Below are 25,808 nucleotides of genomic sequence, written 5' to 3'. Positions count from 1 at the left end.
ATACTTGTTTCGATTTATCCAGTTTTCTGGTTTCATTTTATTTTAAATGAGCGAAGTTTTGCTGTCTTAAAGCCTCATAAATAAGGACAGCTGCTGTATTCGAAAGGTTGTAGGAAAGAATATTGTCCGTCATTGGAATTCGTAACGTTTTATTTACATTATTCTGAATGACTTCTTCAGGGAGACCTGTTGTTTCACTTCCGAAAATAAAATAATGCTCTTTATTTATCGCACTGTAATCGAAGGAGTCATATGGAGTTTCCCCTGCCTTCGTCACATAGTAAAAAGCTCCACCTTCATTTTTATCGTAAAATTCCTCTAAAGAGTCATAATAATAAATCTTAACAAACTCCCAATAATCTAAGCCGGCTCTCTTTAACGCTTTATCCTCCATAGAAAATCCAAATGGTCGAATTAAATGAAGCACCGTGTCTGTTCCCGCACATGTTCTGGCTATATTGCCTGTATTGGAAGGAATTTGTGGTTGGTATAAAACAATATGTATTGCCAAGTTTGTCACCTCTAACTATTACTTTCCGTTCCATTATACACTTTGTGAAAAGGAAATGCGAAAGAGATAAATCTCTTTTTTATCCATCAATAATCGTAAAAAATTTGTATTTAATATTCGGTGTATAAGCTGTCGAATCTTCATATTTCCAGTAACGCATGCGACTATTATACGTATGCGCATTTACTAATGGCTCGCCATTCGCATCTTTTCCCGTAACAATCGTTGTATGATTATATTTCCCATCTCCTTCAAAATCATAGCAAATGACATCTCCAAGCTTTAACTCCATGGCACTATCCACCCGCTTTGCCCGCAAGCCAGCAGTAGAGGTTTCCAAGTATCTTGGGAACGCATTTGCTACGGCCCAGCTATAACTCCAATTATTATTTTGCATCCACCAGCCTTTATTTCGATTAGGATAGCCTCTCATTGGTGCCCCGCCTTCATGGACACACTGAGATATATAATTGGTGCAATCTACTTCAAATTGATGGTATTTCGGATTATAGCTATTCCACCATTTTTCTGCATATTGAACAGCCTTTAAACGATCATACTTATAGCGGCTTTCTCTTTCTTTCGTTTCTCGCCATTCTTCCGCTAATGGCACCTCTCGATAGTCTTCTGGATAAGCTGGGAGAACCTCTGTATCTTCAATTATTACCCCCTTGTAAACAACAGCTTTTCTATTTTCCACCTCTTCTTCAATCAAAAAAAGCTCGCCTTGCTTGATAAAATATTGAAGATGAACAGAATACACTAATTCTTCTGTCTCATCCGCCTTTTTTTCCATATCTTCAATTTTCCCTTTTGCCTTTACATGAACAATTTCAGCCTTTCTTTTATACATGCTATTTCTTTTTCTCTCTAATTTTTCATCCACTATTGCTTCCCTATCCTTTGTAACGCATTGCTGAATCCTTTTCTCGATTAACTCCATTAATTGTTGTCTCATTCCATCTACTCCCTTCATTAATAACTATGTTAAAGCGGAGTAGAAGTATACAAAAAAAGAAGGCATTGCTAGCCTTCTTTTTTCTTCTCGTATTAATTTGTTAAAATGATAAAGAGTATTTTTCTAATGAACGCCTGTTTTCTGCTTGCTCTGTGGATTTTTAGCGTTCATCCAACTGCTGAACACCACTTTTTCTCTTGCTCCACGAGATTTCGGCTTTCATTCGACTTATGAACACCACTTTTCCCCTTGCTCCACGGGATTTCAGCTTTCATTCGACTTATGAACACCACTTTTCCTCTTCCTCCACGGGATTTCGGCTTTCATCCGACTGCTGAACACCACTTTTTCTCTTCCTCCACGGGATTTCGGCTTTCATCCAACTGCTGAACACCACTTTTTCTCTTCCTCCACGGGATTTCGGCGTTCATTCGACTGCTGAACACCACTTTTTCTCTTCCTCCACGGGATTTCGGCTTTCATTCGACTTATGAACACCACTTTTCCTCTTCCTCCACGGGATTTCGGCTTTCATCCAACTGCTGAACACCACTTTTCCTCTTGCTCCACGGGATTTCGGCTTTCATTCGACTTATGAACACCACTTTTCCCCTTCCTCCACGGGATTTCGGCTTTCATCCGACTTATGAACACCACTTTTTCTCTTGCTCCACGGGATTTCGGCTTTCATCCGACTGATGAACGCCTCTTTTCCTCTTCCTCCACGGGATTTCGGCTTTCATCCGACTGATGAACACCACTTTTTCTCTTGCTCCACGAGATTTCGGCTTTCATTCGACTTATGAACACCACTCTTCCCCTTCCTCCACGGGATTTCGGCTTTCATCCAACTGCTGAACACCACTTTTCCTCTTGCTCCACGGGATTTCGGCTTTCATCCGACTTATGAACGCCTCTTTTCCTCTTCCTCCACGGGATTTCGGCTTTCATCCGACTTATGAACGCCTCTTTTCCTCTTCCTCCGAAAAATTTCAGCATTCATTCCTATTAATTATTTTGCTAACCGCTGTAATGCATCGTCCATTTCTTTTAATACTTCATGATCAGATTCTTGTTGTTTGGCTGATTCTAGGGCTGTCTTTGATTCATCGCCGCCGATTTTCCCAAGTGCCCAAGCGGCTGTTCCTCTTATTACTGGTCTTGGATCTTTGTTCATGACTGTAATTAAATCACCGATTGCACCTTCTTCTTTAAAATGGGCAAGTGCAATAATCGCATTACGCTGGATCGGCTTCTTCCCACGCCATGAACCAGAAATATGACCATATTTTTCTTTAAATTCTTTATTACTGATAAAAAGAAGTGGTTGAAGCAATGGTTTTGCGATTTCAGGGTCTGGTTCCATTTCTGGATGATTATGAAAATCAATGCCCTTATTTTTTGGACAAACCGTTTGACATGTATCACAGCCATAAATTCGATTTCCAAGCTTTTCTCTGAATTCTTCCGCTAAAAAGCCCTTTGTCTGTGTTTGAAATGCTATACATCTTTGTGCATTTAATTGTCCACCTTGAACAAGGGCACCTGTTGGACATACATCAATGCATTTATTACAAGTTCCACATTGATCCTCCATCGGTGTATCAGGCTCGATTGGAAGATTGGTAATCATCTCGCCTAAATAAACATACGAACCAAATTCAGGAGTAATGATTGCACAGTTTTTTCCAGACCAACCAATTCCCGCTCGCTGGGCAACTGCACGATCCACTAATTCCCCGGTATCAACCATTGACTTACACAAAGCATCTGGAATTCGTTCTTTTATATAATCTTCAAGCTTTTGCAAGCGATCTTTTAAAACAACATGGTAATCTGTTCCCCAGGAAGCACGACAAAAAATCCCTCTGCGCTCCCCTTTTTTGCTAACTACTCTTTCCTTCATTTTAGAAGGATAAGCTAATGCAATCGAAATAATGGACTTTGGCTGATGTAATAGAAGGGAGGGATTTACCCGCTTCTCAATATCCTTCTCTTCAAAACCAGATTGATAGTTTAACTCCTGCTGGGTTATTAGTCGTACTTTCATTTCTTCAAAGGTGCTCGCACTCGTAAAGCCTATTTTATCGATCCCGATCGTTTTACTATATGCAATGATATCTTTCTTGAATTCACGGTAATCCATAGGGCGCCCTCCTTCCTTTTAATTGGTTTTTTATAAAGATTACGCTAAAATATAGAATAACATAGACAACTATTATATTGGAGGTGTATATATTGGATATTTCAATCGCAAAAGAGATTAAAGAACGGATACCCAATTTTAAGATTGGCTTCATTCATTATCAAGGCATGCAAGTAATGGACACCCCGCAAATGATTAAAGGGCGGATGCGACTTTTTCAAGAGTCTATTTTTTTTGATTTAGAAGATAGTAATGTAACGGATATCCCTTCTATAAAAGAATGGCGGGAAATCTTTAAAAAGACAGGCAAAGATCCAAATCGTTATCGTCATTCAGCCGAAAGCCTGCTGAGACGCATCAAAAAACAGAATTACTTAGAACCAATTAATAGTAGTATTGATATTAATAACTTCTTTTCCCTTCAATATGGTATTCCGATCGGTATTTATGATTGTGCCAATCTTCAAGGAAAAATAAACATACGTATCGGAAAAGAAAGCGAACAATACGCTGGTCTTAACGGAAGAATAAATTCGATTGAAAATTTGATTGTATCAGAAGATGAACTTGGTCCATTTGGAAGCCCCTTTGTCGATTCAGACAGAGCCCCTGTCCAATCATCTACGAAAAATGCCATTCAAATCATTTATCTCCCACCCTCTATTGCAAATGAAAAAGCCAAACAAATGGTAGAATCTCTACTTAAAATGTTTCTACAAGTTCATGGAGGAGAAGCCACATTTTCCATTGTGGAATAATATAGTTGGGAGAAGCGTTTTTTATAAAACGCCTCTTCCAACTATTTTCTTCGTAAAATATAAAAAACGCAATGCTTCGTTCTTAATGAAACGAAACACTGCGTTGTGAGTTATGTATGGAGCGGGTGATGGGAATCGAACCCACGACATCAGCTTGGAAGGCTGAGGTTTTACCATTAAACTACACCCGCATTTATTAAGTTTTCTTTACTGTTTTTTAACATGTCCTTAACACGTTTTTTATTATATAACCATCATGTAAAAAATGCAACCTTTTTTTCGACAAATTTTTTATTATTTCTTTCCGTTTCTATTTCTTGCACCAATCTACTGCATATAGTTTTCATTGGTTAAGGGAATCTACCTATCTTTTCAAACCTTCAAGCTAGCCTCCTAGATCGTCTCTGTCTATGGGGCCATCCAATTCGTTTCTATGATATATCATAGCAGATTCCCTTGCCAAATCTTCTACATCAACATTCTATTCAACATCGAGATAATTATTAATACTTTTTTATTCCTTTACAATTCTTTTACTTTTAATTGATAGGGATGACAATAGACCAGTTTACTTTTTAAAAGTAAATCCGGCCTTTTAATTTAGAATATTTCATTTAGGAAAAATGGATTTCCCCTCTTTCCATGCAAAGCCTGCAATTCCTACTAACAGTACTCCCATAATGAGTACATAAGTCGTTACAGCCCCCGCTACCCCGAAAGACTGAGATAAATAGCCAAGACCAATAACTGGCAGGCTCACACCAAGATAAGTAATGACAAAGAAAGTAGATACAATATTTCCTTTCGTTTTACTTGGAGCTACTTCATTAACTAGTGCCAGACTTCCTGCATAAGCTGGTCCATTTCCTCCACCAATCAATACAGCAGAAATCAACAGTAAGGTCAGTGATTTCGTATCAATCGTAATAACTAGAAAGATAAGACCCAATGCAAGAAACACATATCCAATTGTCATTAATTTCATTAGTGATAATTGTTTTAATAAAATTTGATTAAAAGCAGCAGCGATTAATCCAAGTGCTACAACTACGCCTGATATTGTTAAACTAGTTACCGTTGTAAAGCTAGACAGATTAGACGGAATTAACGACATAAACATACTAATAATCGACCATGCTACAAAAGAAGTAAATGATGCTAGTAAGAATGGTTTCATAATCTCTTTTGGAACAAATGGCTTCTTCAATTGAACAGGCTTTAAACCAGGTTTAATATTTTCATTTAAGAAAAATAGGAAGATAAAGCATGGAATGATAAATAATAAATGTACATAATAGGATAATCTCAATGGGATTGGAGCAAAATCACCAAGTAATCCGGAGAGAATTGGGCCGAATGCATTCCCAAGCGTAACAGCAAGAGCACATATTAACGCAGTCTTTTTTGTATTTTTATTCTCATCAAGCTCCGTTAAAGCAGCTACTGCTACCCCATTTAAAATACCAACAGATAATCCTTGGAATAAGCGACCAATAAGCAGCATTCCCAGACCATTCGCTACGGTGAAGCAAAGAGTTCCTATAAGGGAAAAGAAAATTCCCGGGATAAGTACTTTCTTTTTTCCAATCTGGTCGGATAATTGCCCCGCAATCACAATTGCTGGAATAACCGTAAAAGCATAAATAGCAAATACAAGGGTAATCATTCCCGATGTAAGTCCCCATTCTACACGGTAAAGCGAATACAGGGAGGCAGGAATATTCGTACCGAATAATGTTAAGAACAAGCTACAGGCAACTAGCCAGTAAGATACTTTTTTGCTTAGTGTTTTTTGCTCTCTTAGGGTTTGAATAGTATTTGTACGTTGAAGCAGTCGTTGCTGAAAAGCCGATTGATGAATAGCATCTGCATCCACCTCTACAACATCCATTAATCCCTGTAATCCTAGGATAAGGTTTTGTACTTGCTTCTCTTCTGCCGAACTAGAAATTTGTATTCTAGTCGTTGCTTCTCGTTTATATTTTTTCGTTTTGATATCTTCAATATTAACATGATGCGTTCCAAATAAGCTGGATATACGAGCCAGAACTCCCGGCTGATCGTTTACAAGCATCGAAATGCGATATGCTGAAGTCATGAGCTCTTCACTCCCTTGTTAGTTTCCATCTTCTATTTTATGATTGAATAAATATAAAGTCTATACATTTGTAAGAAAATATAACATGAATTCTTCGACAAATTATTCCAAGCTGATATTACGCGTTTTATTCTATTTTCCAATACATAGCTCAGTCTTAATTAACAGTATTTTCAGAAAAATGTTGCATATTTTATGAATATTTTTAATTTAGTCTATTTGGGAATATAATAAGATCGTTAACTTTTCAGTAGAAATGTGAACAAATTTCGAATATATATTATTATTGTGATTTTTTTCACATAATTTTATTGACCTCTTAAGGAATCAACATGATAATAATAGGGTAAGAAACATTATTACAGTGAAAACAAAGAAAACCTTTTTTCAGGAGGATTAGGAATATGGAAGGCGCATCTCTTTATGAAGTAGAAAAATTAGCCTTAAAAAAATTAAAAATTTATAAACGCAGTAAGTTTCGCTTTTTTATGCGTGCCGTTGTCGCCAGTATGTTTATTGGATTTGGAGTAATTGTTGCATTTAAGACAGGGAACTTCTTCTATGCAGTAGAATCTCCTTTTGCGTATCCTATGGCAGCATTAGTATTCGGTGCAGCTATTATTCTTATCGCTTATGGTGGCGGAGATTTATTTACAGGAAACACCTTTTACTATACTTATGCTGCACTAAGAAAAAAAATCAAGTGGACCGATGTCTTTAAAGTTTGGGGAACTAGCTATGCAGGAAATATAGTCGGAGCAATTTTCTTTGCTGTTTTCATCTTACTAACAGGGCTATTTAAGTCACCTAGTGTCAATGACTTTTTGCTTCACGCTGCAGAAACTAAATTGCAAGCACCCATAAGTGAACTTTTCTTTCGAGGAATTTTATGTAACTGGCTTGTGTGTTTAGCATTCTTTATCCCAATGGCTTTAAAGGAAGATATCGCTAAAATAACGGTAATGATTTTATTCGTTTTCTGCTTTTTTATCTCAGGTTATGAACACAGCATTGCCAATATGGCAACATTCTCTATTTCTTATGTACTAGATCAGAATCCAGCTGTCACTATCCCAGCCATTATTCGCAACTTAGTGCCCGTAACAATAGGGAATTTAATTGGCGGGGTTGGTTTTATGGGGGTTATGTATTATTACGTTAATAAGCCTTTTATGGAAGACGACGAAAAATAAACATTTTTATAAAAAAGAGCCGATTCTCCTTGGAATATCAGAGTGTGAAATCGGTTTTTTATTATTTTTTGGATCAGTTCCCTTTTTTCCTTCGCTATAAGAGAATATATTAAAGGCTAATTTTGCGGATATCAGCCAAACTTGTCTGTCTATCAGCCAAACTTCTTCCCTTATCAGCCAAACTTCTTCCCTTATCAGCCAAACTCCTTCCCTTATCAGCCAAACTTCTTCCCTTATCAGCCAAACTCCTCCCCTTATCAGCCAAACTCCTTCCCTTATCAGCCAAACTCCTTCCCTTATCAGCCAAACTCCTTCCCTTATCAGCCAAACTTCTTCCCTTATCAGCCAAACTCCTCCCCTTATCAGCCAAACTTCTTCCCTTATCAGCCAAACTCCTTCCCTTATCAGCCAAACTCCTTCCCTTATCAGCCAAACTCCTTCCCTTATCAGCCAAACTCCTTCCCTTATCAGCCAAACTCCTTCCCTTATCAGCCAAACCACCAACATCACAAAAACAAAAAGAAAGCGATGATTGAACATCGCTTTCCACACAAATCAATTAACTAATGGGACAAAATCAATCCATCCTCATTCGTCTTTTCTGGTTTCTCTGCTACTATTTCAATTAAAACTTTATGGGGCAAACAAATAATTGTTTGGCCCGGTATGCCTTTCCATCCCATTTTGACTCCAATTTGGTCTGGACTATTATCTTCTTTAATTCTGATTTGTTCATTTTCCACTTCGATTAAATTATATTGTTTTCCTTTTCCTTTTATCATAAATTGTTCATTTTCCGTATGACCTGTTAGTTCTACTTCACGAATGACTTTCCCGTCCTGTGTAATAACGGCCATGACTTTATTCCCTTCTTCTTCCTTCCCTTGGTTCATCGCAAATACGGCCATTGGGACAAATGAAATGATTAAGAGGAGAACAACCATAATAATATCAAAAGGCTTAATCATCTTGGAGTATTTTCTCATCGAAAACGTCCCTCTCTGTGTTAGCTAGTTTACACTTTTATTATAAAGGGTTAGATAGTAGAAACATATGGATAGCGTCAAATCGTCGATAAATTGCCATATGTTCGGACGGGTTTGATAAAAAAGTGAAAAGCAATCGGTCTTCTTCCTTCGATGGCTTTTTCGAATTATTAAGGTTTAAGGACAACTTTGATTACTTCATCTTGGTGATCATTGAACATTTGATACGCATTGCTCGCATCATCTAATGCAATGCGATGGGTAATAATCTCCGTTGGATCAATTTTGCCTGTAGTAATCCAATCAAATAACATAGGCATATAGTGTATTACTGGTGCTTGTCCTGTTTTCACAGTAATATTTCGTTCAAAAATATTTCCTAATGGGAACATATTATATTTAGATCCATAAACACCTGTTAAATGCATGGTACCAAACTTGCGCACAGCATTCATGCCAATTTCGATAGCACTGATTGTTCCGCCCTGAATCTTCAACTTTTGACCTATTGCTTCCATAGGCGATTTCTTTCCGTCCATTCCTACACAATCGATTACGACATCTGCTCCACCTGAAGTCAGTTCCTTTATATAGTTGCCTGTATCTCCATGATTATCAAAATTGACAATTTCTACTTGGTTCATTTTTTGAGCGTGGTTTAAGCGATATGGAATATTATCAACTGCTATAACGCGCTTCGCACCCTTCATCCAAGCAAATTTTTGAGTCATTAATCCAACAGGTCCACAACCTAAAACGACGACCGTATCACCATCTTTTACGCCTGAATTTTCGACACTCCAATATGCCGTTGGAAGGACGTCGGACATAAATAACAAGGCTTCATCCTCTAATTCACAGGACTCCGGGATAACAAAAGGGACAAAATTCCCGTATGGAACTCTTAACAATTCAGCTTGTCCACCTTGATAATCCCCATACCGTTCTGTAAAGCCAAAATATGCTCCCGTATCTGCAATATCCTTATTGGGATTAGCATTATCACATTGACTTTCCATATCGTGCTCACAATAGTAACAATGTCCGCAAGCAATGTTAAATGGCAGTACCACACGATCTCCTTTTTTTACTCTTGTTACTTCAGGTCCTACTTCTTCAACAATTCCCATTGGTTCATGTCCTATAACATAGTCTTTTTCAGCTGGTAACGCTCCTTGATAAATATGTAAATCAGATCCGCAAATAGCCGTAGATGTAATACGAACGACGATATCATCCTTTTTTTGAAGCTTCGCATTTGCCACTTCCTTTACTTGTACATCCTTCGTTCCTTGAAATGTAACAGCCTTCATCTGCAAACTCCTCCTGTTTTAGTTGATTGTTTATCTATACCATTTCCAGAAGAAGCTACAAACATCCAAATATTTCCGCGATTTACTGTAGAATTAGATTCCTAGTGCGGTTAATTTTAGGAATAACCACCGATTAAAAGACTAGATTTGGAGTAACGATGACGGTTAGGATCAAAATAGAAAAATCTACTACTTCACTTGATATAGCTACACATCCCAAGGATTTCTAATGTTGAAAGGAATTGCGGAAAGTGATGAATCCTTTTTTAAGGAGTCTTTAAAAGAATGTAAGCCTTAGACAGAAAACCAAAGAAACATGTGGAGGAAGAGACGGATTAGTAACCTTAAAATTGCAGTTGTGGTAGCTCAAAACCGTAATTGCAGGTTATATCTCAAGGCCGAGTGCGAGCGGAGGAAATAAATGCGGTTATAGGGAATGATAATGAACCGGCTTCTTTGCTATGCACTAATACTACATACTATAAGAAATTCGCTCTGATAAAGACATTGAAACACGAGCCCTATTAATCTTAGAAAAGAAGGATATGTTCAAAAAGGTATCCACCACCTGAATAATGTAAACCAACTATCAAAAACGGTTAAAGGATTGGATGGAAAGGTTTCAAGGGATGGCGACTAAATATCTGAACAACTACCTTTATTGGTTTAGCTTTCTTCAACAAAACAAGAAAATTGAAGAGAAGGAACGGATTAATCAAATGTTTCTCAGTGCTTGCCAGAACTCAAACACAATCACTGTAAATTTTTTTTGCGGGAGGTATAAAAAAATAAAACGCCATATTTCCTAATCAGTTTTTTAATATGTTTGGACTTTAATTTTAGGCCAAATAGCCTTCCAATTCTTTTTGATAATTCGCTCCTCGTAAATTGCAGCAAGTTCTTTTGTTTCGATAAAATAGGGAGTCGGTTTCAGTTCTAAATTAATGACATCATCAATTCCACAAGGAGAAGTAAGAACCAGTTTATTATCCTTGTCTATCTTTACTCCGATGGCAGTTGCAGTTTCTGGAAACTTTGAAATAGCATCTTCCGAAGAAGAATAAGGAGGAAGATTATTAATGACGTGCATTCTTGCTTCATTTTTAACAGACCAAGGTATATTAGGCATTATGCTTTTCAACTTATTCTCTAATTCCTTTTCAAAATTCTCATCAATTTTTGTGTTATCAAAATAAATAACATCTACGTCTGGCGTCTCAGTTCTTTCAATAAACCCGTGCAATGTGTCCCAGATTTTTGAACGTACAAATCCTGCACATATCCACCAATCAGGCAAATTCAAGGAACCCGCAACCTTTATAATCTCCATCATTTTTTCATCGCTTTGGATTAGCTTTATTACATCTTCTCTATTCTTTAACATTTTAAAGTTATCCCCCTTCTACACAACCGAACATACATCCTTATTCTAACACAACAAAGCGCGAAGGAATATTATTCCAAAAGATTTCCAAACACACTCCCCTTAATATCTAAAGCAACAAGTTTACAAAAAGACCATAAAAAAAAACATGACCGAAAAAAGTGTCAAAAACTCGAATAGAGAGTCTTTGACACTTTTCATTTTCATTATTCTAAAACCTGCCAGACCGAAAAATCGAGTAAATAAGCCATGCAACCATCAACATGGCAATGGAAAAGCCAATTTCAATGATTGGAAATTTCCAGAGAACGGTTTGTACTCCGCTAAGTGCGACACCAATAATGAGACCGACCATCACGATACTTAATGCCAGCAGCACTATACTAAACGCGATTTGATTACTGAATCGATCAATCTTTTTGATTAACAAATCCAACTGTGGGGAGGTAAACTCTACCTGCACCTTTCCCTTGCGAATAATTCCCATTAACTGTTTAGCGGTAATCGGAATATCTTTCAGAGAAGCAAAATATTCTGGTATTTCATCTACTATATTTTTCACTATTTTCCATGGCTTTAGCTTATCAAGAAATAGCTTTCTTCCAAATGGCTCCGCCACATCAAATACACTAAAAGTAGGATCTAGTGCAACGACAACTCCCTCCATCGTCATGAGTGACTTTCCTAAAAGGGTTAATTCGGAAGGAATTCTTATATTATGACGAAAGGCAATAATAAATAAATCATTAATTGCTTCACCCACACTTACGTCTTTCAGCGGAATATCATAATATTTATCGCGCAGTTCTTCCACATCAGCTGTTAATTTTTTTATATCAACATTTTCGGGAATCATGCCCAAATCAGAAATCGCGCGGATGATTCCTTTCGTGCTTTTATTACGAAGTGCAACAACGAAGGAAGCAAAACTCTTTTTCGTATAAGAGGAAAGTTGTCCTACCATTCCAAAATCTAATAAAACGATGCGCCCATCCTGTAGTGCAAGTACATTTCCTGGATGAGGATCAGCATGAAAATGACCAACCTCTAGAATTTGATAAAAAATCGTATAGGCTAATCTTTCGGCAAGCAGTTCTCGATCAATTCCAGCTTCATCTAATCGCTTATGGTCAGATAGCTTTATTCCCTCTATATAATCCATCGTCAATACCTTTTTTGTGGAATAATCCCAGTAAACCGACGGGATGACAACATATCCTATCGATTTATTCTGTTCTAGAAAACGCTCCATATTTCTTGCTTCGATTCCATAGTCTAATTCAACCAGCAGACCTTTTGCTAGTTCATCAACAATTTCGCGAAGCCCATACTGCTTTGCCCAACCCCATGTATTCTCCGCAATTCGGGCCAAATCGGCGATAATTTCTAAATCTGTTTCGATGATAGCATGAATATTAGGACGTTGTATTTTGACAGCAACTTGTGTCCCGTCTTTAAGGATTGCTTTATGCACTTGCCCAATGGATGCTGCCGCCAAAGGAGTTTCAGAAAAATGTTTGAACAGATGATCGACAGAATCACCTAATTCTTCTTCTAAAATCTGAACGGCTTCTCCATAGGTAAAGGGAGGTACTTGATCTTGCAGTTCTTTTAATTCATTAATTATTTCTGGTGGGATTAAGTCAGGACGAGTACTGGCAATTTGCCCAAGTTTAATAAAGGTAGTTCCAAGTTCTTCGAGTATTAAGCGGATGCGTCTTCCAGTGCTTTTAGGAGGATGTTCTTTATGAAAGAAAAACTTCTCCTCCAATCCGATCTTATTGGAAAAAAAGCCTATTCCGTTACGAGCGAGAATAGACGTTATTTTGCGATATCTTTTCATCTGTCTAATACGTTTACTTACACCCATTTTACAAACCTACTTTATTCGTCGAGATTTTTTCTTTCTAATGCCTCTATTCTTTTTTCTAATTTCTTTACATCCTCTAAAGTAGCCAGCTTTAATTCCCCATAAGCAGCATTTACCTTTTCTTTTGCTACTGCTTCAAGCTGACCTTTCATTTCCTCTCCCTTTTGAATCAAATGATTGATTAAATCTTTTGATTCATTTTTGCTTACCTCTCCTTTTTTCACCAACTCTTCAACTGTTTTTTCTACTTGTTCTTTACCTGCAATCGCTAAACCTAAACCTAAGGAAAGTGCTTTTTCAATCGTTGTTCTCATCCTCAAAAAACCTCCTTATATTTTTCTAGCATGCTTCATTTTCCCATTGACTACTTTTCTATTTGTCATTAAAGTAATCCAAATATGATTCAAAGTCAAATCATTCGAGTGTAATTTCTTTCTTTGTACCAACATACTTATGATATGCTTAATAATGTAAATAATGGTGACTTTTTCATAAGGAGGTGTCAAAATTATGGAGAATAAAAGAAGTCTGTATATCGAATTAGTATGGGGTTCCATCGGCATGCTGATTATCTCTCTGGTTATTGCCAATGCCCTCACTTGTCCTCCGAGCACTCCTTTTCTGTACCTACTCTTATTCTAGGATTTGCTCTCATAAACGGTTATATCTTTTTCCTAGAAAAAAGAGCGGGACTCAGCCAAAAAGTAATCTGGACACAATCATTGATTCTTGTTTGCATTATTATTATTTACATCGTTAGCAACTCTTCATAAAGTGATCTTAAAATGAACTTCTTAAAACTTTTCACTCCCATTTTTCTTTATTTCCCTGTATGATAGGAAAGTCGCATTATTTCTTTACTATTTTGTCATAGAATAGGTGCATTTTACTTAGCTACTATATACTGTGGATTTCTTCCAAATTAGCTAGTTAACGAGAAATAAAGAACGGAGTAATATAGATGAGTACATCCATACATTTCATTTCCCAATTCGGCTACATTGCCATTTTTGCGCTTTTTGCATTAAGCGGGTTAGGTATTCCTGTTCCAGATGAAGCATTGCTAACCTTTGTAGGCTATCTTTCTTCCATTTCCATAATGAATTTTCTTACTGCAGATATCATTTGCTTTATTGGTGCCCTTAGTGCCATGGTCATCAATTACGCACTAGGCAAGAAAATTGGCAAACCATTTCTGCTTACACACGGAAAGTGGATCAAGCTTACCCCTAGCAAATTAGAACGCGTGGAAAATTGGTTTGATAAATATGGCCCTTGGACAATAGTCATTGCTAATTTCATCCCAGGTGTCAGAAGATTAACTTCTTATTTTTCAGGCATTTCTGGCATGAATTTATCAAAATACATGTTATTTGCCGCAATCGGTTCTTTTCTTTGGTGCTTACTTTTTAATATTATTGGTTACTATATGGGAGTGCTTCCATTTTAAATGGGAAGCACTCCTTTTTTTGAAGAGCAAATTCCAGCCCAAATACTGTTCCTTCTAGCTTTCTAATTGATTATTTCATCCTAAATAATCAATTGTGGTGGCGTAGATCTAGCTCGACTACATAAGCTAAAGTAAAGTGAAAGGAGGGCTTTCATCCTCTAAATGAATACCACATTTCCATTGAGTAGTAACAAAAAAGGTGTTCACCATTTATGAAGATTGCCCTAAGATATTTGTATAACTTGCTAAAACCTTTAGCCAGTAATTGAAAAGCTTCCTTCCTGAGAGAGAAGGAAAAGTAGATTCTCTATTTCCTTGCATCATTTCTTTAGGAGCAATCGCAAATTGAATACCATTATTTTATTTACTCCAATTCCTTATAATAGTTGATTTTCTCCTCAATCTTATGAAGATTATTTTGTAAGTCTTTTATCTGTTCCTGGATACTTTTTTGATGATCTTCTAATAACTTCCGACGTAAACTTATCGTAGAATCCCCTTTACTCCGCAGATCAGAAAACTTTTTCATCTCAGACACTGGCATCCCTGTTACTTTTAAACGAATTAAGAAGTTTATCCAAGAAATATCTGACTTAGTATATTGGCGATAACCATTTACATCCCGTTTTACATTGTTAAGCAGACCAATTTTTTCGTAATAACGTAAGGTGTGTACGGATAGCTCCGTCATATTTGATATATTTCGAATTGTAAAATATTTTTTATCCATAAATTTAATTATAGCATAAAAAAAGCCTTGCTTTAGAGTGCAGTCTAAAGTGTAAATTATTTTATATTATTGATTTTAAACACTAAGGAGGATAATCAAATGTCAAATGACCGTTATCAAAGAGGTTGGGAAAAACTAATGGAAATAGACGGAGAAGGCGGAGAGCGAGTTATAAATTCTCTAAAAGATATTGCTCCCGACCTCGGTAAATATGTTGTTGAATTCGCTTTTGGAGAAATTTATACTCGAGAGGGATTAAATTTAAAACAACGCCAACTTATAACCATTGCGTCACTTGCTACTCAAGGAGGGTGTGAACCACAACTTAACATCCATATTAATGCTGCACTGAATGTGGGACTCACCCCTATAGAAGTGATCGAGGCCATTACTCATTGTGTTCCTTATACAGGTTTTCCAAAAGTTCTTAATGCTATTTTTGTTGCTAAACAAATTTTTAAAGAACGTAATTTGCAGATAAAAAACTAATATTTTTCAAGATGAGTTTCAATTCCTCGAAAAATATTAATTGTGTAGTAACTTTATATCCCTATTTTTTTTATTATATTTACCTATCACAATAGCGGCAAACGAGTAGGGAGCAGCATTGCCGTGACGACCATGGTTCCTTTTAATTCCGTGTCATCACGGATATCTTTGCCTTTGACTAATGGTTTTCATAACCTAACCGTCCAAAGCAGACTTTCACCTCCTGCTAGTGAACATGCCAGGCACACTACGAAAACAGCTACCATTAGGTAACTGTTTTCTGTTTTCTAATGCAAGAGACTAAATTTAGCTCATATTGATCCAAATAAGTTCTTATTATCTTACAAAAAAATTTAAATATTGCGGTTTTTTTCTCCCCATTCACATAACTGTTCTAAAATAGGCAATATCGATTCTGCTTTATGTGTTAGACTGTATTCCACTTTAGGAGGAATTTGAGGATATTCCTTTCGTATAACCATCCCATCTGCTTCCAAATCTTTAAGCTGTGAACTTAATGTTTTAAAGGTAATTGTTCCTATTCTTCTTTTCATATCATTAAAGCGAACAGGTTGACTTTCTGAAAGGAGATAAAGAATTAGCATTTTCCATTTACCTCCAATAACTGACAGTGTATATCCAAAAGGTGTCTCTTGGATATTACCCTTTTCTTTATAATCAGCCATACTCATATTGACACTTTCCTTTCTGATAGTAGCTATCTAAATAGTGCGTACTATTTTTTTCTTTATATTCATTTTATACTTTACCTTAATTCGAGATAAAGGAGAGAAAAAAATGACTACTATTAAAACCTACAATCACAACCTATGGGACCACGGTATTACCCAAGGATATAGTGTCAACGGTACTATCTACATTTCAGGTCAATTTTCGCACGATAAGGATGGTATGTTCGTTGGCAAGGATAATATTGAGGCACAAACTCGCCAAACATTAGAAAACCTCGATCGAGTTTTGAATGAATTTGGTATCACGAAGTCCAACCTCGCTTATGTGGAAATCTTTCTAACAAACCCGCAGGAGCACACTGAGCCAGTCATCAGTCTGTTCAAAGAATACCTGGAAAAACACAGACCAGCCGGCAGCCTCATCGGCGTGACTTATCTGGCGTTTCCGGAGCAGTTGATTGAAGTCAAGGCTGTCGCACACTCTGATTAAGTAAGATATTATTTCAAAGTAATTAATGTACCTGACCTATACCCCTGTAATAATATTGATTTAAATATCATTACAGGGGTATAGGAATATTAAATTTCCTATTAGTTATGTCACTAACCCTTCCACTTTAGTTGTGAAATACCAAAATCTATTTGATTTAAGAAATATCCTTAAATTAATGATATACGTTTTTATACTTTTCTTTTTAACCATGTTCCTTCGGCTAATTTTTCATCGATAAAATCCAAAACAGACTGTAATTGAGCCATCTGATTTTTTACTTTTTCTTTTTGCCGAAGCATACCTGCTATCATTTCAGGAGTCATCTTACTTGTTTCCGCAATATCAAGATATAATTTCACTTCTTCTAAACTAAGATTTGCCTTTTTCATACAAGTGATCATTTGAAGCCTATCAATATCAGCTTGTGTAAAGACCCGATGCTTATTCGGCAGCCGTTTAATGTTTGGGAGCAAACCAACTTTTTCATAATATCTGATTGTATCAATGCTTAGTCTAGTAAGAGCACTTGCCTTCTTAATGGTATACATTCGTTCGTCCTCCTTCTTATAAAGTCATTATAAGATATGAAGTTAACTCCAGGTCAAGGAGAATTCTTTTTATTGACATGGAGTTAACTCCATGTTCTATACTTCCTTCATTCACCAATAGGAGGTAATAAAATGATTATATCAGAAAGAAAAATAGCTCTTGTTACGGGGGCGAACAGCGGAATAGGACTTGAGCTGACTAAGAAATTAATTGAGAATGGATGGGAAATTGCAGCTTTAATTCGCTCTGAATTTCCCAAAGAAGAACAAATGCTACAGCAAAAAATCCAGACAGGAGAAATCCGTGTTTATCATGCTGATATAGCTGATTTTAAGCAATTAAAGTCTGCTTTGAAGCTAATAAAAGAGGAAGAAACAAAGCTTTATGCTCTCTTCAATAATGCTGGAGGCAGTTTTTCGAAGCTCATCTTTTCCCCACAAGGGCGTGAGCTACATTACGAAATTCAGACTGTTGTTCCCTTTATCATTACGATGGAACTACTTGATCTTTTAAAAAAAGGAAAGCCTTCTATTGTTATACAAACTAGTTCAGATGCATTTCATTTTAAAAAATCTTTCGTACCAGAGGAATTGGCAAACCCGCCCAAATTTCAGAAATTGATTGGTCCCTATGCATCGACGAAGCTGGCAATCACTTTGTGGACATATGCTTTTGCGCAAGAATTAAAGCGAGAGGGTGTCACAATTGTCAGTATAGATCCAGGCAATAACAATACAATGCGCAAAGGAAGAAATGGAGGCCTGCCACTTATTATACAGCCATTCATCCGTTTATTTGGCCCACATCCTAGTGTAGGGGCAGATCGGTTGTTTGCTGGATTAGAAAAATCCCCGCATGACGCTGGGCTTTATTTTAGAAAAGGAAAGCCTGCAGAATTCAAATTTAAACAGCATGCTGGCCAAGTTTTACTACAAGTGCAATCTGTATATGAAAAGGAATATTTGCCACTTTGAAGAAAAGAAGGAGGCTGCCAAAACTATCTTGACAGCCTTTTTTCCTGCAACTGCTTTAGACAATATTCCCATTTTTCAGTAGAGCTTTGTATAATTTTTCTTGACACTTATTTTGATAAGAATGATTATGAAGTTTACTACTTTTGAATTTCCCAATACATTGTCGGACATCCTTATCATGAATTATAAGCCCACGATACTCTTCAACATTAAGGTAATTTTGGAACCATTGATGTTTTTTTAGATGTTTTACATTTCTGCATACATCTTCTTCATCGACCTTAAAAAAAGGTATATAAACAGCAAAATTTAACAATTCGAGTAAAATTCCCAATACTTTCCCTCCCTAATAATTTGTTTATAAATTGTACGCTTATATGGAATAAAAAGTTTCACCTTATGCAATTTTCAGCTGTCCTAATTCTCATTCTTCCAACCGATACTTGGCCAATACGTAGGTAAATCTGCACAACCTATGCTAATTTTGACCTACACCACGGACTAAATTCAATTCCAATACTTGAAGTACCACCATCATGTATGATCAATCCGTAGTCATGATCCTTTTCATTGAATAAAATTAATTTATCTGGACAGTCAAAGGGATTTTTATGAATATCACACTTGAATGTTGCATGATAATCATCTCCCTACAGCAATGCATTTTCCTCTTTCTCATCTCCTTGTAAACCATTAAACACCTGCACTAAATGCTATCAGGCAAATGATGTTTGTACATTTCTAATGCATCATTATGACCCTTTAACACATTTATTGTTTTGGTATTTGGCTGAACATAAATAACGGGATAGTCCTTTTCATCCATTTTTTCATTAACTGTAAAAGCTAACTTTTCTTCCTCTAAGGAAAATTGTGCATCAATGCCAGCTTTGTTTCCACGAGCATCTAATCGTATCCATTTATTTAGAGATTTTAAATAAACGGCATTTAAAGCATGTAGACAATATCCTTTTTCAGGAGAGTCAAACAACATCAATCGCTGATAACAGAAACCTGTTGGAATATGCTGAGAACGTAATAAAGCTGCTAATAGATTAGCTTTTGCATAACAAATTCCTTCTTTGTACTTCAAAACATCGGATGCCTTACAAGTCACTCGTTTGCCTTGAATATCCCAAGAGTGAGATATTTCATCACGGACGAATTCAAAGGCTACTTTAGTTTTTTCGATTTCTGTTTGAGCTGAATTAAAAAGCTCCTTTCTTTGTTCTTTAATAATTGGATTAGAATAATTAACTTTCTTTTGTTCAGATAAGTAATCTGTTAATTGGCCGGACTCACAAATCAATTTCATTAGCTCCATTCCCTTAATTACGTATAAAAATTTGTTTGTATGTATTATTATACACACGATTCAAAACAGAGTTAAAGATGTATTATAAAATCAAAACATTATTATGCTAATTGGAGAAAAAAAGACCAAATCATAAATGATCTGGCCAGTTAATGTCATTTGAAATTTTTTCTCCCAATAGGAACAGCTTATTCCAATGTCTCCATACTTTTATGAAAATAAATCTGAAGATAAATAACGTTCTCCAGTATCAGGTGCGATGCATAACACTTTAGCAGATGATGGTAGTTCACTTGCTATTTGCACAGCAAAATGCGCGCTAGATGCACCCGATGCACCTACAAAGATCCCTTCTTCCGCTGCTAGACGTCTCGCCATGACTTCCGCATCATGATCTTTTATTAATAAGACTTTATCAAAAATGTCTCTGTTTAAGATTTTCGGTATAAATCCTGGGCCTGTCCCTGGAATTTTATGAGGACCTGGTTTACCTCCTGATAATACTGGTGAACCAAATGGCTCCACTACATATATTTTTATGTCTGGAATCATTTTCTTTAATTCTTCTCCAACGCCAGTAACTGTTCCCCCAGTACCAGCAGTCAAAACAAGTGCATCTAGCTTTCCTTCAAACGCTTCAAAAATTTCAACAGCGGTAGTACCTCGATGAGCATCGGCATTTGCTGCATTTTCAAATTGCATGGGAATAAAGCTGTCAGCAATATCTGTAGCTAAACGATTGGCTTCATCAATTGCCCCTTGCATTCGTCTGTTACCTGGAGTTAAATATACCTCTGCTCCATATGCCTTTAATATTTGGACACGTTCTTTTGTTGCATTATCTGGCATTGTAATGATACAACGGTATCCCTTTACGGCAGCAACCATAGCAATTCCTATCCCTGTATTACCTGAGGTCGGCTCAATAATAGTGCTTCTTCCTGGGATAAGCTTTCCCTCTTTTTCGGCACGTTCAATCATATTTAGAGCCGCACGATCCTTCACACTTCCGCCTGGATTGAAAGATTCTAATTTGATAAAAACCTCTGCTCCAGTAGTATTAGGTATTTTATTCAATCGTACAGTTGGTGTATTGCCAATTAATTCAAGTACAGAATCGTAAAGCTTCATTTTTCTTTATTCCTCCTATAATTTACGAGCATATTTTTCAATTATATTGCTCATCTCATCGACCTTAGATGTCACTTTATCTGCATAAGTAAAATCTCCATAGCAATATGGATATCTAAAATTCAATTTGTCATTATTACATGTATAAATGTCTGGTGACCGTTCAACCATATATTCAGAGTATGTTTTGGCTGATTCTTCACTATGTTCGACTTGATTATTGCTGACAATGAAATCAATATAACCAGGTCCCATATTATAGCTTTGAATGATTGCTTCAATATCTACTCCTTGCTTTTGCCCATACTTGTACACTTCTGCAAAATGAAATACTCCTTGCTTAATGCTCTCGGCTGGGTCTTCAATTGCATTTCTCTTCAGCCCCGCTGATTCAGAGGACTGCATGGGATCATTTCCTTTTCCGCGACTTTCTTGATCCATGATAGCAAGCACAACGGGTGCTAGCTCTTCTGCATTTAATTCATTTTTTTTCAGTTGAGTGGCAATTTCCGGTAAATATTTCAATAATCTTTGTTCTTTATTTTGCTTAATTGTAGTAGAAGCAAATAAATAGCCAAAATATATAACTAATATTAAGACAATAATTGTATTTGTTGTAGTTTTCCTTCTTCTTTTCATACCTATCCCTCGTTGACGCTTAAATATCAATTAAGCGTTTCGTTTTTGAACGTTGCATTTCCCGATACATTTATCCATTATACAAGAAACACTATCGAATTTCATTCCTCGTAAGAGAACTTTTAAATTCTTCCACCTTTTAAAAGAAAAAAAGACTTAGCTGCGCAAACATAATATGCGCTCACTAAGCCTAGCAGTTGAATCAAACTCCTTCAATAGAAGGTTTTCCAGCTTCGATTAATGCTTTGTCTTTTCCTAAAAAAATCGACAGGATCATAATAAAAATTCCTGTTCCTAATAATAACCATTCGACTTTAATAAAATCGGCAAGCGGTCCAAATATTAACATGCCAATTGGCATCATAGAGGTAGAAATCATTCCCATTACACCGAAAACTCTTCCTAAAAACCCTTCTTCTATTTTTTCCTGCAATAAGACCGTGGTTGGTGTATTAAATATAGGCATTGCCACTCCGAATAGTGCCATGAATACTAAATAGATCCAAAAGAATGGAATCATCCCGAGTGCAAAAGTACAAACTCCCATAATAATGCTTGCTAGGGTCATTGTTTTCACTTTATTCTCAAATCCACCCCATGCTGCAATGACTCCTCCGCCTACCATCATTCCAATCGAAAAAGCTATTTCAATGGCTGTAAGCCGCCAGACATCATCTCCAAAACTGCGAGTAACCTGCAAAGGAGTTAAGAATGCTGCTGGTGCCATCAGCACAAAAAAGATGGAAAAATAAATAAAGAATTTTTTCAAAAAGGCATGATGATGAACATATTTCAGTCCTTCTTTAAAATCACTAAAATAACTAGTCGCTTGTTCTAGCGATGCCTTTTGATGTGCAGGAATCTTTAAAAAGGCAAGCAAAGTAAAAATAGCAATAGCTGCCGTGATAACATCAATGAAAAAAATCGCTTCGATGGATCCCATCGTCAATAAAGCAGCACTAACCATCGGAGATACAAACATAATTACTGCCTGAATACTCCCATTAACACCATTCACTTTTGTCAGCTTATCTTTTGGCACTATTTGTGGCAAAATCGCCCCAACAGATGGCGTTTGAACACCTGTTCCAAACGCTCGAACTGCTGCCATCACAAAGAGTAGCCAAATGGAATCATATCCCATTAAAAAGAGCAGTGCCAATATTAATGTCGCAAATGCAATTAATCCATCAGATATCATAATCAAGAGTTTCCGATTATAGCGATCGGCCCATACTCCAGCCACTGGCGACAAAAGAAACGTGGGAAGAAATCCACAAAGGATATATAATGTCATCATTAAACCGGATTCAGTGGTTAACGTTATATGCCACATAATAGCGTATTGCACAAGCGATGATCCAAACAAAGATATCGTCTGGCTGCTAAGAAATAATACAATATTCCGATACCAATTTTCTTTATTATTAACTGTACTCATTTATAAACCTCACATTCTAATTTTTTTGTCATGTGAATAAGTCTATCTATTAGAGCAGAAAAAAAGAGCGAAGACTTGGTATCTCCCCTCTTTATTAACCATTATTAGGTTTCCAATAAACAGACAGACCAATCCCACTTCTTCTCAAAAGAAGACTATCCAAACGTATTTAGTTAACGATGAAATGTGGGAATCTTAGTCTCATTGATGCTGTCACAAGGAAAACCTCCGCTTCATTTATATTCCAATTAATCATAGCATATGCATCACCTTTGATACAATTTGCTTACAAAATAAATTTTTTAGACCTTTTTTATGATTGCTGATTGAATTAGCCAATTATGGCTGCCTTTTTGAGATAAGACTTAATTTTATCAGCCAAAACTGCTCCCTTTTCAGCCAATTCCGCTCTCTTTTCAGCCAAACTACTGATTTATCAGCCAAAACTGCTCTCTTTTCAGCCAAAACTGCTCTCTTTTCAGCCAAACTACTATTTTTTCAGCCAAAACTGCCCTCTTTTCAGCCAAACTACTATTTTATCAGCCAATTCCGCTCTCTTTTCAGCCAAACTACTGATTTATCAGCCAAAACTGCTCTCTTTTCAGCCAAACTACTGATTTATCAGCCAAAACTGCTTTCTTTTCAGCCAAACTACTGATTTATCAGCCAAAACTGCTTTCTTTTCAGCCAAACTACTATTTTTTCAGCCAAAACTGCTCTCTTTTCAGCCAAACTACTGATTTATCAGCCAAAACTGCTCCCTTTTCAGCCAAACTACTATTTTTTCAGCCAAAACTGCTCCCTTTTCAGCCAAACTACTATTTTATCAGCCAAAACTGCTCTCTTTTCAGCCAAACTACTATTTTTTCAGCCAAACCATCCACTTCTCAAAATACTAAAAAGCAGAGGATGGTCTCCTCTGCTTTTACCACTTCATCTTACGCTACATCTTCATCTTTTTTCTGAGAGTTAACTAGGATCTTCTCTAATTCTTCTAATGATCGACCTTTTGTTTCCGGGACAAACTTCCAGATGAACAATGCTGATAGCAAACTCATGATTCCATAAAAAGAATAGGTTAAACCGCCACTTACCTCCATCATTGCAGGATAAGTAGAAGAAATAAAGTAGTTCGCTGCCCATTGTGCTGCTACGGCAATTGCGACAGCTTGTGCTCTTATTCTATTCGGGAAGATTTCTGAAATTAATACCCAGACAACTGGTCCCCAAGACATCATAAAGGATGCTGTATAGATAATAATAAAAATTAATGTAGCAATTCCGATTTTGTTTGAGAAAGCCATTGCTGCTACCCCAAACATCCCAATCGTCATCCCGACAGAGCCAATAATTAATAATGGTTTGCGTCCAAATTTATCGACTGTGAAGATTGCAATAAGGGTGAAAACAACATTTACTAAGCCCATAATAATAGTTTGGAACATCGAAGCATCTCTTGCTGCGCCCATGCTTTCAAAAATACGCGGTGCATAATATAAAGCAACATTAATTCCAACGAATTGCTGGAAGACTGATAGTAAAATTCCAACGACAACAATTTTTTTACCAAATGTAAATAGTTTTGCTTTCTTATTACTTTCCTTAAAGGATGCTTTAATTTCAAACATTGTCGCTTTCGCCATTGTTTTCTCATATATTCTTGAAAGGATATTCATCGCCTTTTCATCTTCGTTCTTTGATACAAGATAGCGTGGTGTTTCTGGCACTGTAAATAATAGAACCATGAATAAAATTGCTGGGATTGCTTCTGACAGGAACATATAGCGCCAGCCGATATCATTTACCCACTCTAGTGTTTGTCCTTTAGCAATGCCCCAGTTAACAAAATAGACAACAAGCATTCCAAAAATAATAGCAAATTGATTTAAAGAAACTAAAGTGCCTCTTATTTTGGGCGGTGCCATTTCGCCGATATACATAGGGGAGATGGCTGAAGCTAAACCTACGCCAATTCCTCCAATAATTCGATAGATATTAAAGGTAATGAGCAGCGCATAGCTTGGTTCCCCTCTTGTGAAAAATAAAAATTCAGGAAATGCAGATCCAAGAGCGGATACTAGAAATAATACAGCGGCAATAATAAGCGAATATTTTCTCCCAAAATTGGTAGCGAAGTATCCAGATATAAAGCCTCCAATAATACAACCAATTAAAGCACTTGAGACAGTTAGTCCATGGATAAGTGAACTAAGTCCTAATCCCTCAGTAAAATAGGCTTGAAGTGAACCTTCTGCGCCGGAGATTACTGCTGTATCATACCCAAATAACAAGCCTCCAAGTGTTGCAACCATTGTAATTAATCCGATATAAAGATAGCTATTTTTATTTACCATATATTCGAAAGAGACATACTCTCTTTCTTCCCTCCTCTTGTGATACTGTCCGTCTTTCTTATCTGCTAATGATTATCACAAAGCACTATCTAGTAACTATCAACGTTACTATCTCCTCCCTTTCTAGCATCAGTATGATTCCGTTTTCATTTTTATTTAATAATTCCTATACTCTATTCCGTTCATATAAATAAATTATCACGAAAGCGTATTCTTGATAGCGGTTTCATCTTCACTTTTTTGTTAATAGCTAGACTTTCTTGTAAAATGTTTCTTTGCGCTTAGTTAAAAATCATTATAAGCAGTCTAGACCAATTTTCCAAAACGGAAAAAA

Annotated in this window: 31 protein-coding genes, 1 tRNA gene and 1 pseudogene; 8 read left to right on the top strand and 25 right to left on the bottom strand. The window is 36.5% G+C overall.

All coding sequences use genetic code 11. From position 1 onward, the window contains the following. Positions 1 to 37: 37 nt before the first annotated feature. The 6 genes from trmL to queG form a co-directional block, all read right to left on the bottom strand. Entirely contained in the window at positions 38 to 511 is a 474-nt protein-coding gene (gene trmL, locus NiCM35_RS11195) for a tRNA (uridine(34)/cytosine(34)/5-carboxymethylaminomethyluridine(34)-2'-O)-methyltransferase TrmL (RefSeq protein WP_163188428.1), read from the bottom strand. Between the two features lie 79 nt (positions 512 to 590). Beyond that, the gene (locus NiCM35_RS11190; RefSeq protein WP_095330240.1) at positions 591 to 1,469 is read right to left on the bottom strand and encodes an amidase domain-containing protein; all 879 of its coding nucleotides are present in this window, start codon (positions 1,467 to 1,469) and stop codon (positions 591 to 593) included. Positions 1,470 to 1,636: 167 nt separating this feature from the next. Continuing rightward, positions 1,637 to 1,762, bottom strand: a complete 126-nt coding sequence (locus NiCM35_RS11185; protein WP_283959614.1) for a hypothetical protein — start codon at positions 1,760 to 1,762, stop codon at positions 1,637 to 1,639. A gap of 30 nt (positions 1,763 to 1,792) precedes the next feature. Further along, entirely contained in the window at positions 1,793 to 1,918 is a 126-nt protein-coding gene (locus NiCM35_RS11180) for a hypothetical protein (protein WP_433779514.1), read from the bottom strand. Positions 1,919 to 2,156: 238 nt separating this feature from the next. After that, positions 2,157 to 2,282, bottom strand: coding sequence for a hypothetical protein (locus tag NiCM35_RS11175; RefSeq protein WP_433779513.1), 126 nt, complete (start codon positions 2,280 to 2,282; stop codon positions 2,157 to 2,159). Positions 2,283 to 2,481: 199 nt separating this feature from the next. Then, a complete protein-coding gene (queG, locus tag NiCM35_RS11170; protein ID WP_095330244.1) occupies positions 2,482 to 3,615 on the bottom strand; it encodes a tRNA epoxyqueuosine(34) reductase QueG in 1,134 nt (377 codons plus the stop codon). Positions 3,616 to 3,707: 92 nt separating this feature from the next. Between queG and NiCM35_RS11165 the strand changes: the two genes are divergently transcribed. Then, positions 3,708 to 4,373 carry a B3/B4 domain-containing protein gene (locus tag NiCM35_RS11165; protein ID WP_095330245.1) on the top strand — a complete coding sequence of 222 codons (666 nt, stop codon included), beginning with the start codon at positions 3,708 to 3,710 and terminating at the stop codon, positions 4,371 to 4,373. 117 nt (positions 4,374 to 4,490) lie between these two features. Here the strand turns inward: NiCM35_RS11165 and NiCM35_RS11160 are convergent. Both NiCM35_RS11160 and NiCM35_RS11155 read right to left on the bottom strand, forming a co-directional pair. Beyond that, a tRNA-Gly gene (locus tag NiCM35_RS11160) sits at positions 4,491 to 4,564 on the bottom strand. Positions 4,565 to 4,983: 419 nt separating this feature from the next. After that, positions 4,984 to 6,471: an MFS transporter gene (locus NiCM35_RS11155; RefSeq protein ID WP_095330246.1), complete on the bottom strand. Its 1,488-nt coding sequence runs from the start codon at positions 6,469 to 6,471 to the stop codon at positions 4,984 to 4,986. Positions 6,472 to 6,875: 404 nt separating this feature from the next. On the opposite strand from NiCM35_RS11155, the gene NiCM35_RS11150 reads away from it, so the two are divergent. Further along, positions 6,876 to 7,664 carry a formate/nitrite transporter family protein gene (locus NiCM35_RS11150; RefSeq protein WP_047942853.1) on the top strand — a complete coding sequence of 263 codons (789 nt, stop codon included), beginning with the start codon at positions 6,876 to 6,878 and terminating at the stop codon, positions 7,662 to 7,664. A gap of 6 nt (positions 7,665 to 7,670) precedes the next feature. Here the strand turns inward: NiCM35_RS11150 and NiCM35_RS11145 are convergent, their stop codons facing one another. From NiCM35_RS11145 to NiCM35_RS11135, 3 genes are all read right to left on the bottom strand, one after another. Next, positions 7,671 to 8,165 carry a hypothetical protein gene (locus NiCM35_RS11145; RefSeq protein ID WP_433779510.1) on the bottom strand — a complete coding sequence of 165 codons (495 nt, stop codon included), beginning with the start codon at positions 8,163 to 8,165 and terminating at the stop codon, positions 7,671 to 7,673. Between the two features lie 62 nt (positions 8,166 to 8,227). Then, complete coding sequence (locus NiCM35_RS11140; RefSeq protein ID WP_095330248.1) at positions 8,228 to 8,650, bottom strand: NusG domain II-containing protein; 423 nt, start codon at positions 8,648 to 8,650, stop codon at positions 8,228 to 8,230. 170 nt (positions 8,651 to 8,820) lie between these two features. Beyond that, positions 8,821 to 9,963, bottom strand: a complete 1,143-nt coding sequence (locus tag NiCM35_RS11135) for a zinc-dependent alcohol dehydrogenase (protein WP_095330249.1) — start codon at positions 9,961 to 9,963, stop codon at positions 8,821 to 8,823. Positions 9,964 to 10,183: 220 nt separating this feature from the next. Here NiCM35_RS11135 and NiCM35_RS11130 point away from each other — a divergent pair. Then, positions 10,184 to 10,772, top strand: a pseudogene (locus NiCM35_RS11130) (IS1595 family transposase); the annotation flags it as partial. Between the two features lie 8 nt (positions 10,773 to 10,780). Here the strand turns inward: NiCM35_RS11130 and NiCM35_RS11125 are convergent. From NiCM35_RS11125 to NiCM35_RS11110, 4 genes are all read right to left on the bottom strand, one after another. Continuing rightward, positions 10,781 to 11,347, bottom strand: a complete 567-nt coding sequence (locus NiCM35_RS11125; RefSeq protein ID WP_123259017.1) for a nucleotidyltransferase family protein — start codon at positions 11,345 to 11,347, stop codon at positions 10,781 to 10,783. Positions 11,348 to 11,558: 211 nt separating this feature from the next. After that, on the bottom strand, positions 11,559 to 13,217 hold the full coding sequence (locus NiCM35_RS11120; RefSeq protein ID WP_433779507.1) for an ABC1 kinase family protein: 1,659 nt from the start codon (positions 13,215 to 13,217) through the stop codon (positions 11,559 to 11,561). Between the two features lie 14 nt (positions 13,218 to 13,231). Then, positions 13,232 to 13,531, bottom strand: coding sequence for a phasin family protein (locus NiCM35_RS11115; RefSeq protein ID WP_047942858.1), 300 nt, complete (start codon positions 13,529 to 13,531; stop codon positions 13,232 to 13,234). A gap of 15 nt (positions 13,532 to 13,546) precedes the next feature. Further along, the gene (locus tag NiCM35_RS11110) at positions 13,547 to 13,807 is read right to left on the bottom strand and encodes a hypothetical protein (RefSeq protein WP_303985294.1); all 261 of its coding nucleotides are present in this window, start codon (positions 13,805 to 13,807) and stop codon (positions 13,547 to 13,549) included. 371 nt (positions 13,808 to 14,178) lie between these two features. Between NiCM35_RS11110 and NiCM35_RS11105 the strand changes: the two genes are divergently transcribed. Beyond that, on the top strand, positions 14,179 to 14,667 hold the full coding sequence (locus tag NiCM35_RS11105; protein ID WP_095330252.1) for a DedA family protein: 489 nt from the start codon (positions 14,179 to 14,181) through the stop codon (positions 14,665 to 14,667). A 364-nt stretch (positions 14,668 to 15,031) separates the two neighbouring features. On the opposite strand, the gene NiCM35_RS11100 is transcribed toward NiCM35_RS11105, so the two are convergent. Further along, positions 15,032 to 15,397 (bottom strand): MerR family transcriptional regulator, encoded by a 366-nt coding sequence (locus tag NiCM35_RS11100; RefSeq protein ID WP_095330253.1) that lies wholly within the window; start codon positions 15,395 to 15,397, stop codon positions 15,032 to 15,034. Positions 15,398 to 15,496: 99 nt separating this feature from the next. Here NiCM35_RS11100 and NiCM35_RS11095 point away from each other — a divergent pair, with 99 nt between their 5' ends. Beyond that, positions 15,497 to 15,886 (top strand): carboxymuconolactone decarboxylase family protein, encoded by a 390-nt coding sequence (locus NiCM35_RS11095; RefSeq protein WP_123259015.1) that lies wholly within the window; start codon positions 15,497 to 15,499, stop codon positions 15,884 to 15,886. Between the two features lie 353 nt (positions 15,887 to 16,239). Here the strand turns inward: NiCM35_RS11095 and NiCM35_RS11090 are convergent, their stop codons facing one another. Continuing rightward, on the bottom strand, positions 16,240 to 16,578 hold the full coding sequence (locus tag NiCM35_RS11090) for a winged helix-turn-helix transcriptional regulator (protein ID WP_095330255.1): 339 nt from the start codon (positions 16,576 to 16,578) through the stop codon (positions 16,240 to 16,242). A gap of 106 nt (positions 16,579 to 16,684) precedes the next feature. Between NiCM35_RS11090 and NiCM35_RS11085 the strand changes: the two genes are divergently transcribed. Then, entirely contained in the window at positions 16,685 to 17,068 is a 384-nt protein-coding gene (locus tag NiCM35_RS11085) for a RidA family protein (protein WP_047942862.1), read from the top strand. A gap of 191 nt (positions 17,069 to 17,259) precedes the next feature. Here the strand turns inward: NiCM35_RS11085 and NiCM35_RS11080 are convergent, their stop codons facing one another. Further along, positions 17,260 to 17,619, bottom strand: a complete 360-nt coding sequence (locus NiCM35_RS11080) for a MerR family transcriptional regulator (protein WP_433779503.1) — start codon at positions 17,617 to 17,619, stop codon at positions 17,260 to 17,262. 132 nt (positions 17,620 to 17,751) lie between these two features. On the opposite strand from NiCM35_RS11080, the gene NiCM35_RS11075 reads away from it, so the two are divergent. Beyond that, the gene (locus NiCM35_RS11075) at positions 17,752 to 18,594 is read left to right on the top strand and encodes an SDR family NAD(P)-dependent oxidoreductase (RefSeq protein ID WP_433779501.1); all 843 of its coding nucleotides are present in this window, start codon (positions 17,752 to 17,754) and stop codon (positions 18,592 to 18,594) included. A gap of 55 nt (positions 18,595 to 18,649) precedes the next feature. Here NiCM35_RS11075 and NiCM35_RS11070 read toward each other — a convergent pair whose 3' ends face one another. The 6 genes from NiCM35_RS11070 to NiCM35_RS11045 form a co-directional block, all read right to left on the bottom strand. Next, positions 18,650 to 18,928 (bottom strand): hypothetical protein, encoded by a 279-nt coding sequence (locus NiCM35_RS11070; protein ID WP_095330258.1) that lies wholly within the window; start codon positions 18,926 to 18,928, stop codon positions 18,650 to 18,652. Between the two features lie 139 nt (positions 18,929 to 19,067). Then, on the bottom strand, positions 19,068 to 19,175 hold the full coding sequence (locus NiCM35_RS11065) for a DUF6980 family protein (protein WP_420915972.1): 108 nt from the start codon (positions 19,173 to 19,175) through the stop codon (positions 19,068 to 19,070). A 125-nt stretch (positions 19,176 to 19,300) separates the two neighbouring features. Beyond that, the gene (locus NiCM35_RS11060; RefSeq protein ID WP_095330259.1) at positions 19,301 to 19,909 is read right to left on the bottom strand and encodes a transglutaminase domain-containing protein; all 609 of its coding nucleotides are present in this window, start codon (positions 19,907 to 19,909) and stop codon (positions 19,301 to 19,303) included. 210 nt (positions 19,910 to 20,119) lie between these two features. Then, the gene (gene cysK / locus NiCM35_RS11055) at positions 20,120 to 21,040 is read right to left on the bottom strand and encodes a cysteine synthase A (RefSeq protein ID WP_095330260.1); all 921 of its coding nucleotides are present in this window, start codon (positions 21,038 to 21,040) and stop codon (positions 20,120 to 20,122) included. 15 nt (positions 21,041 to 21,055) lie between these two features. After that, on the bottom strand, positions 21,056 to 21,679 hold the full coding sequence (locus NiCM35_RS11050) for a lysozyme family protein (RefSeq protein WP_095330261.1): 624 nt from the start codon (positions 21,677 to 21,679) through the stop codon (positions 21,056 to 21,058). Between the two features lie 202 nt (positions 21,680 to 21,881). Then, positions 21,882 to 23,120: an MFS transporter gene (locus NiCM35_RS11045; RefSeq protein WP_095330262.1), complete on the bottom strand. Its 1,239-nt coding sequence runs from the start codon at positions 23,118 to 23,120 to the stop codon at positions 21,882 to 21,884. A 319-nt stretch (positions 23,121 to 23,439) separates the two neighbouring features. Between NiCM35_RS11045 and NiCM35_RS11040 the strand changes: the two genes are divergently transcribed. Continuing rightward, positions 23,440 to 23,778: a hypothetical protein gene (locus NiCM35_RS11040; protein WP_433779499.1), complete on the top strand. Its 339-nt coding sequence runs from the start codon at positions 23,440 to 23,442 to the stop codon at positions 23,776 to 23,778. Positions 23,779 to 24,058: 280 nt separating this feature from the next. Here NiCM35_RS11040 and xylE read toward each other — a convergent pair whose 3' ends face one another. Further along, positions 24,059 to 25,432, bottom strand: a complete 1,374-nt coding sequence (gene xylE / locus NiCM35_RS11035) for a D-xylose transporter XylE (RefSeq protein ID WP_413230964.1) — start codon at positions 25,430 to 25,432, stop codon at positions 24,059 to 24,061. Between the last annotated feature and the right edge of the window lie 376 nt (positions 25,433 to 25,808).

Origin of the sequence: Niallia sp. M35 (assembly GCF_050971705.1) — a bacterium.
In the GTDB taxonomy this organism is placed as follows: Bacteria; Bacillota; Bacilli; order Bacillales; family Cytobacillaceae; genus Niallia; species Niallia circulans_A.
Note: the sequence above shows the minus strand (reverse complement) of the source record. Positions and strands in the feature narration are given on the sequence as shown.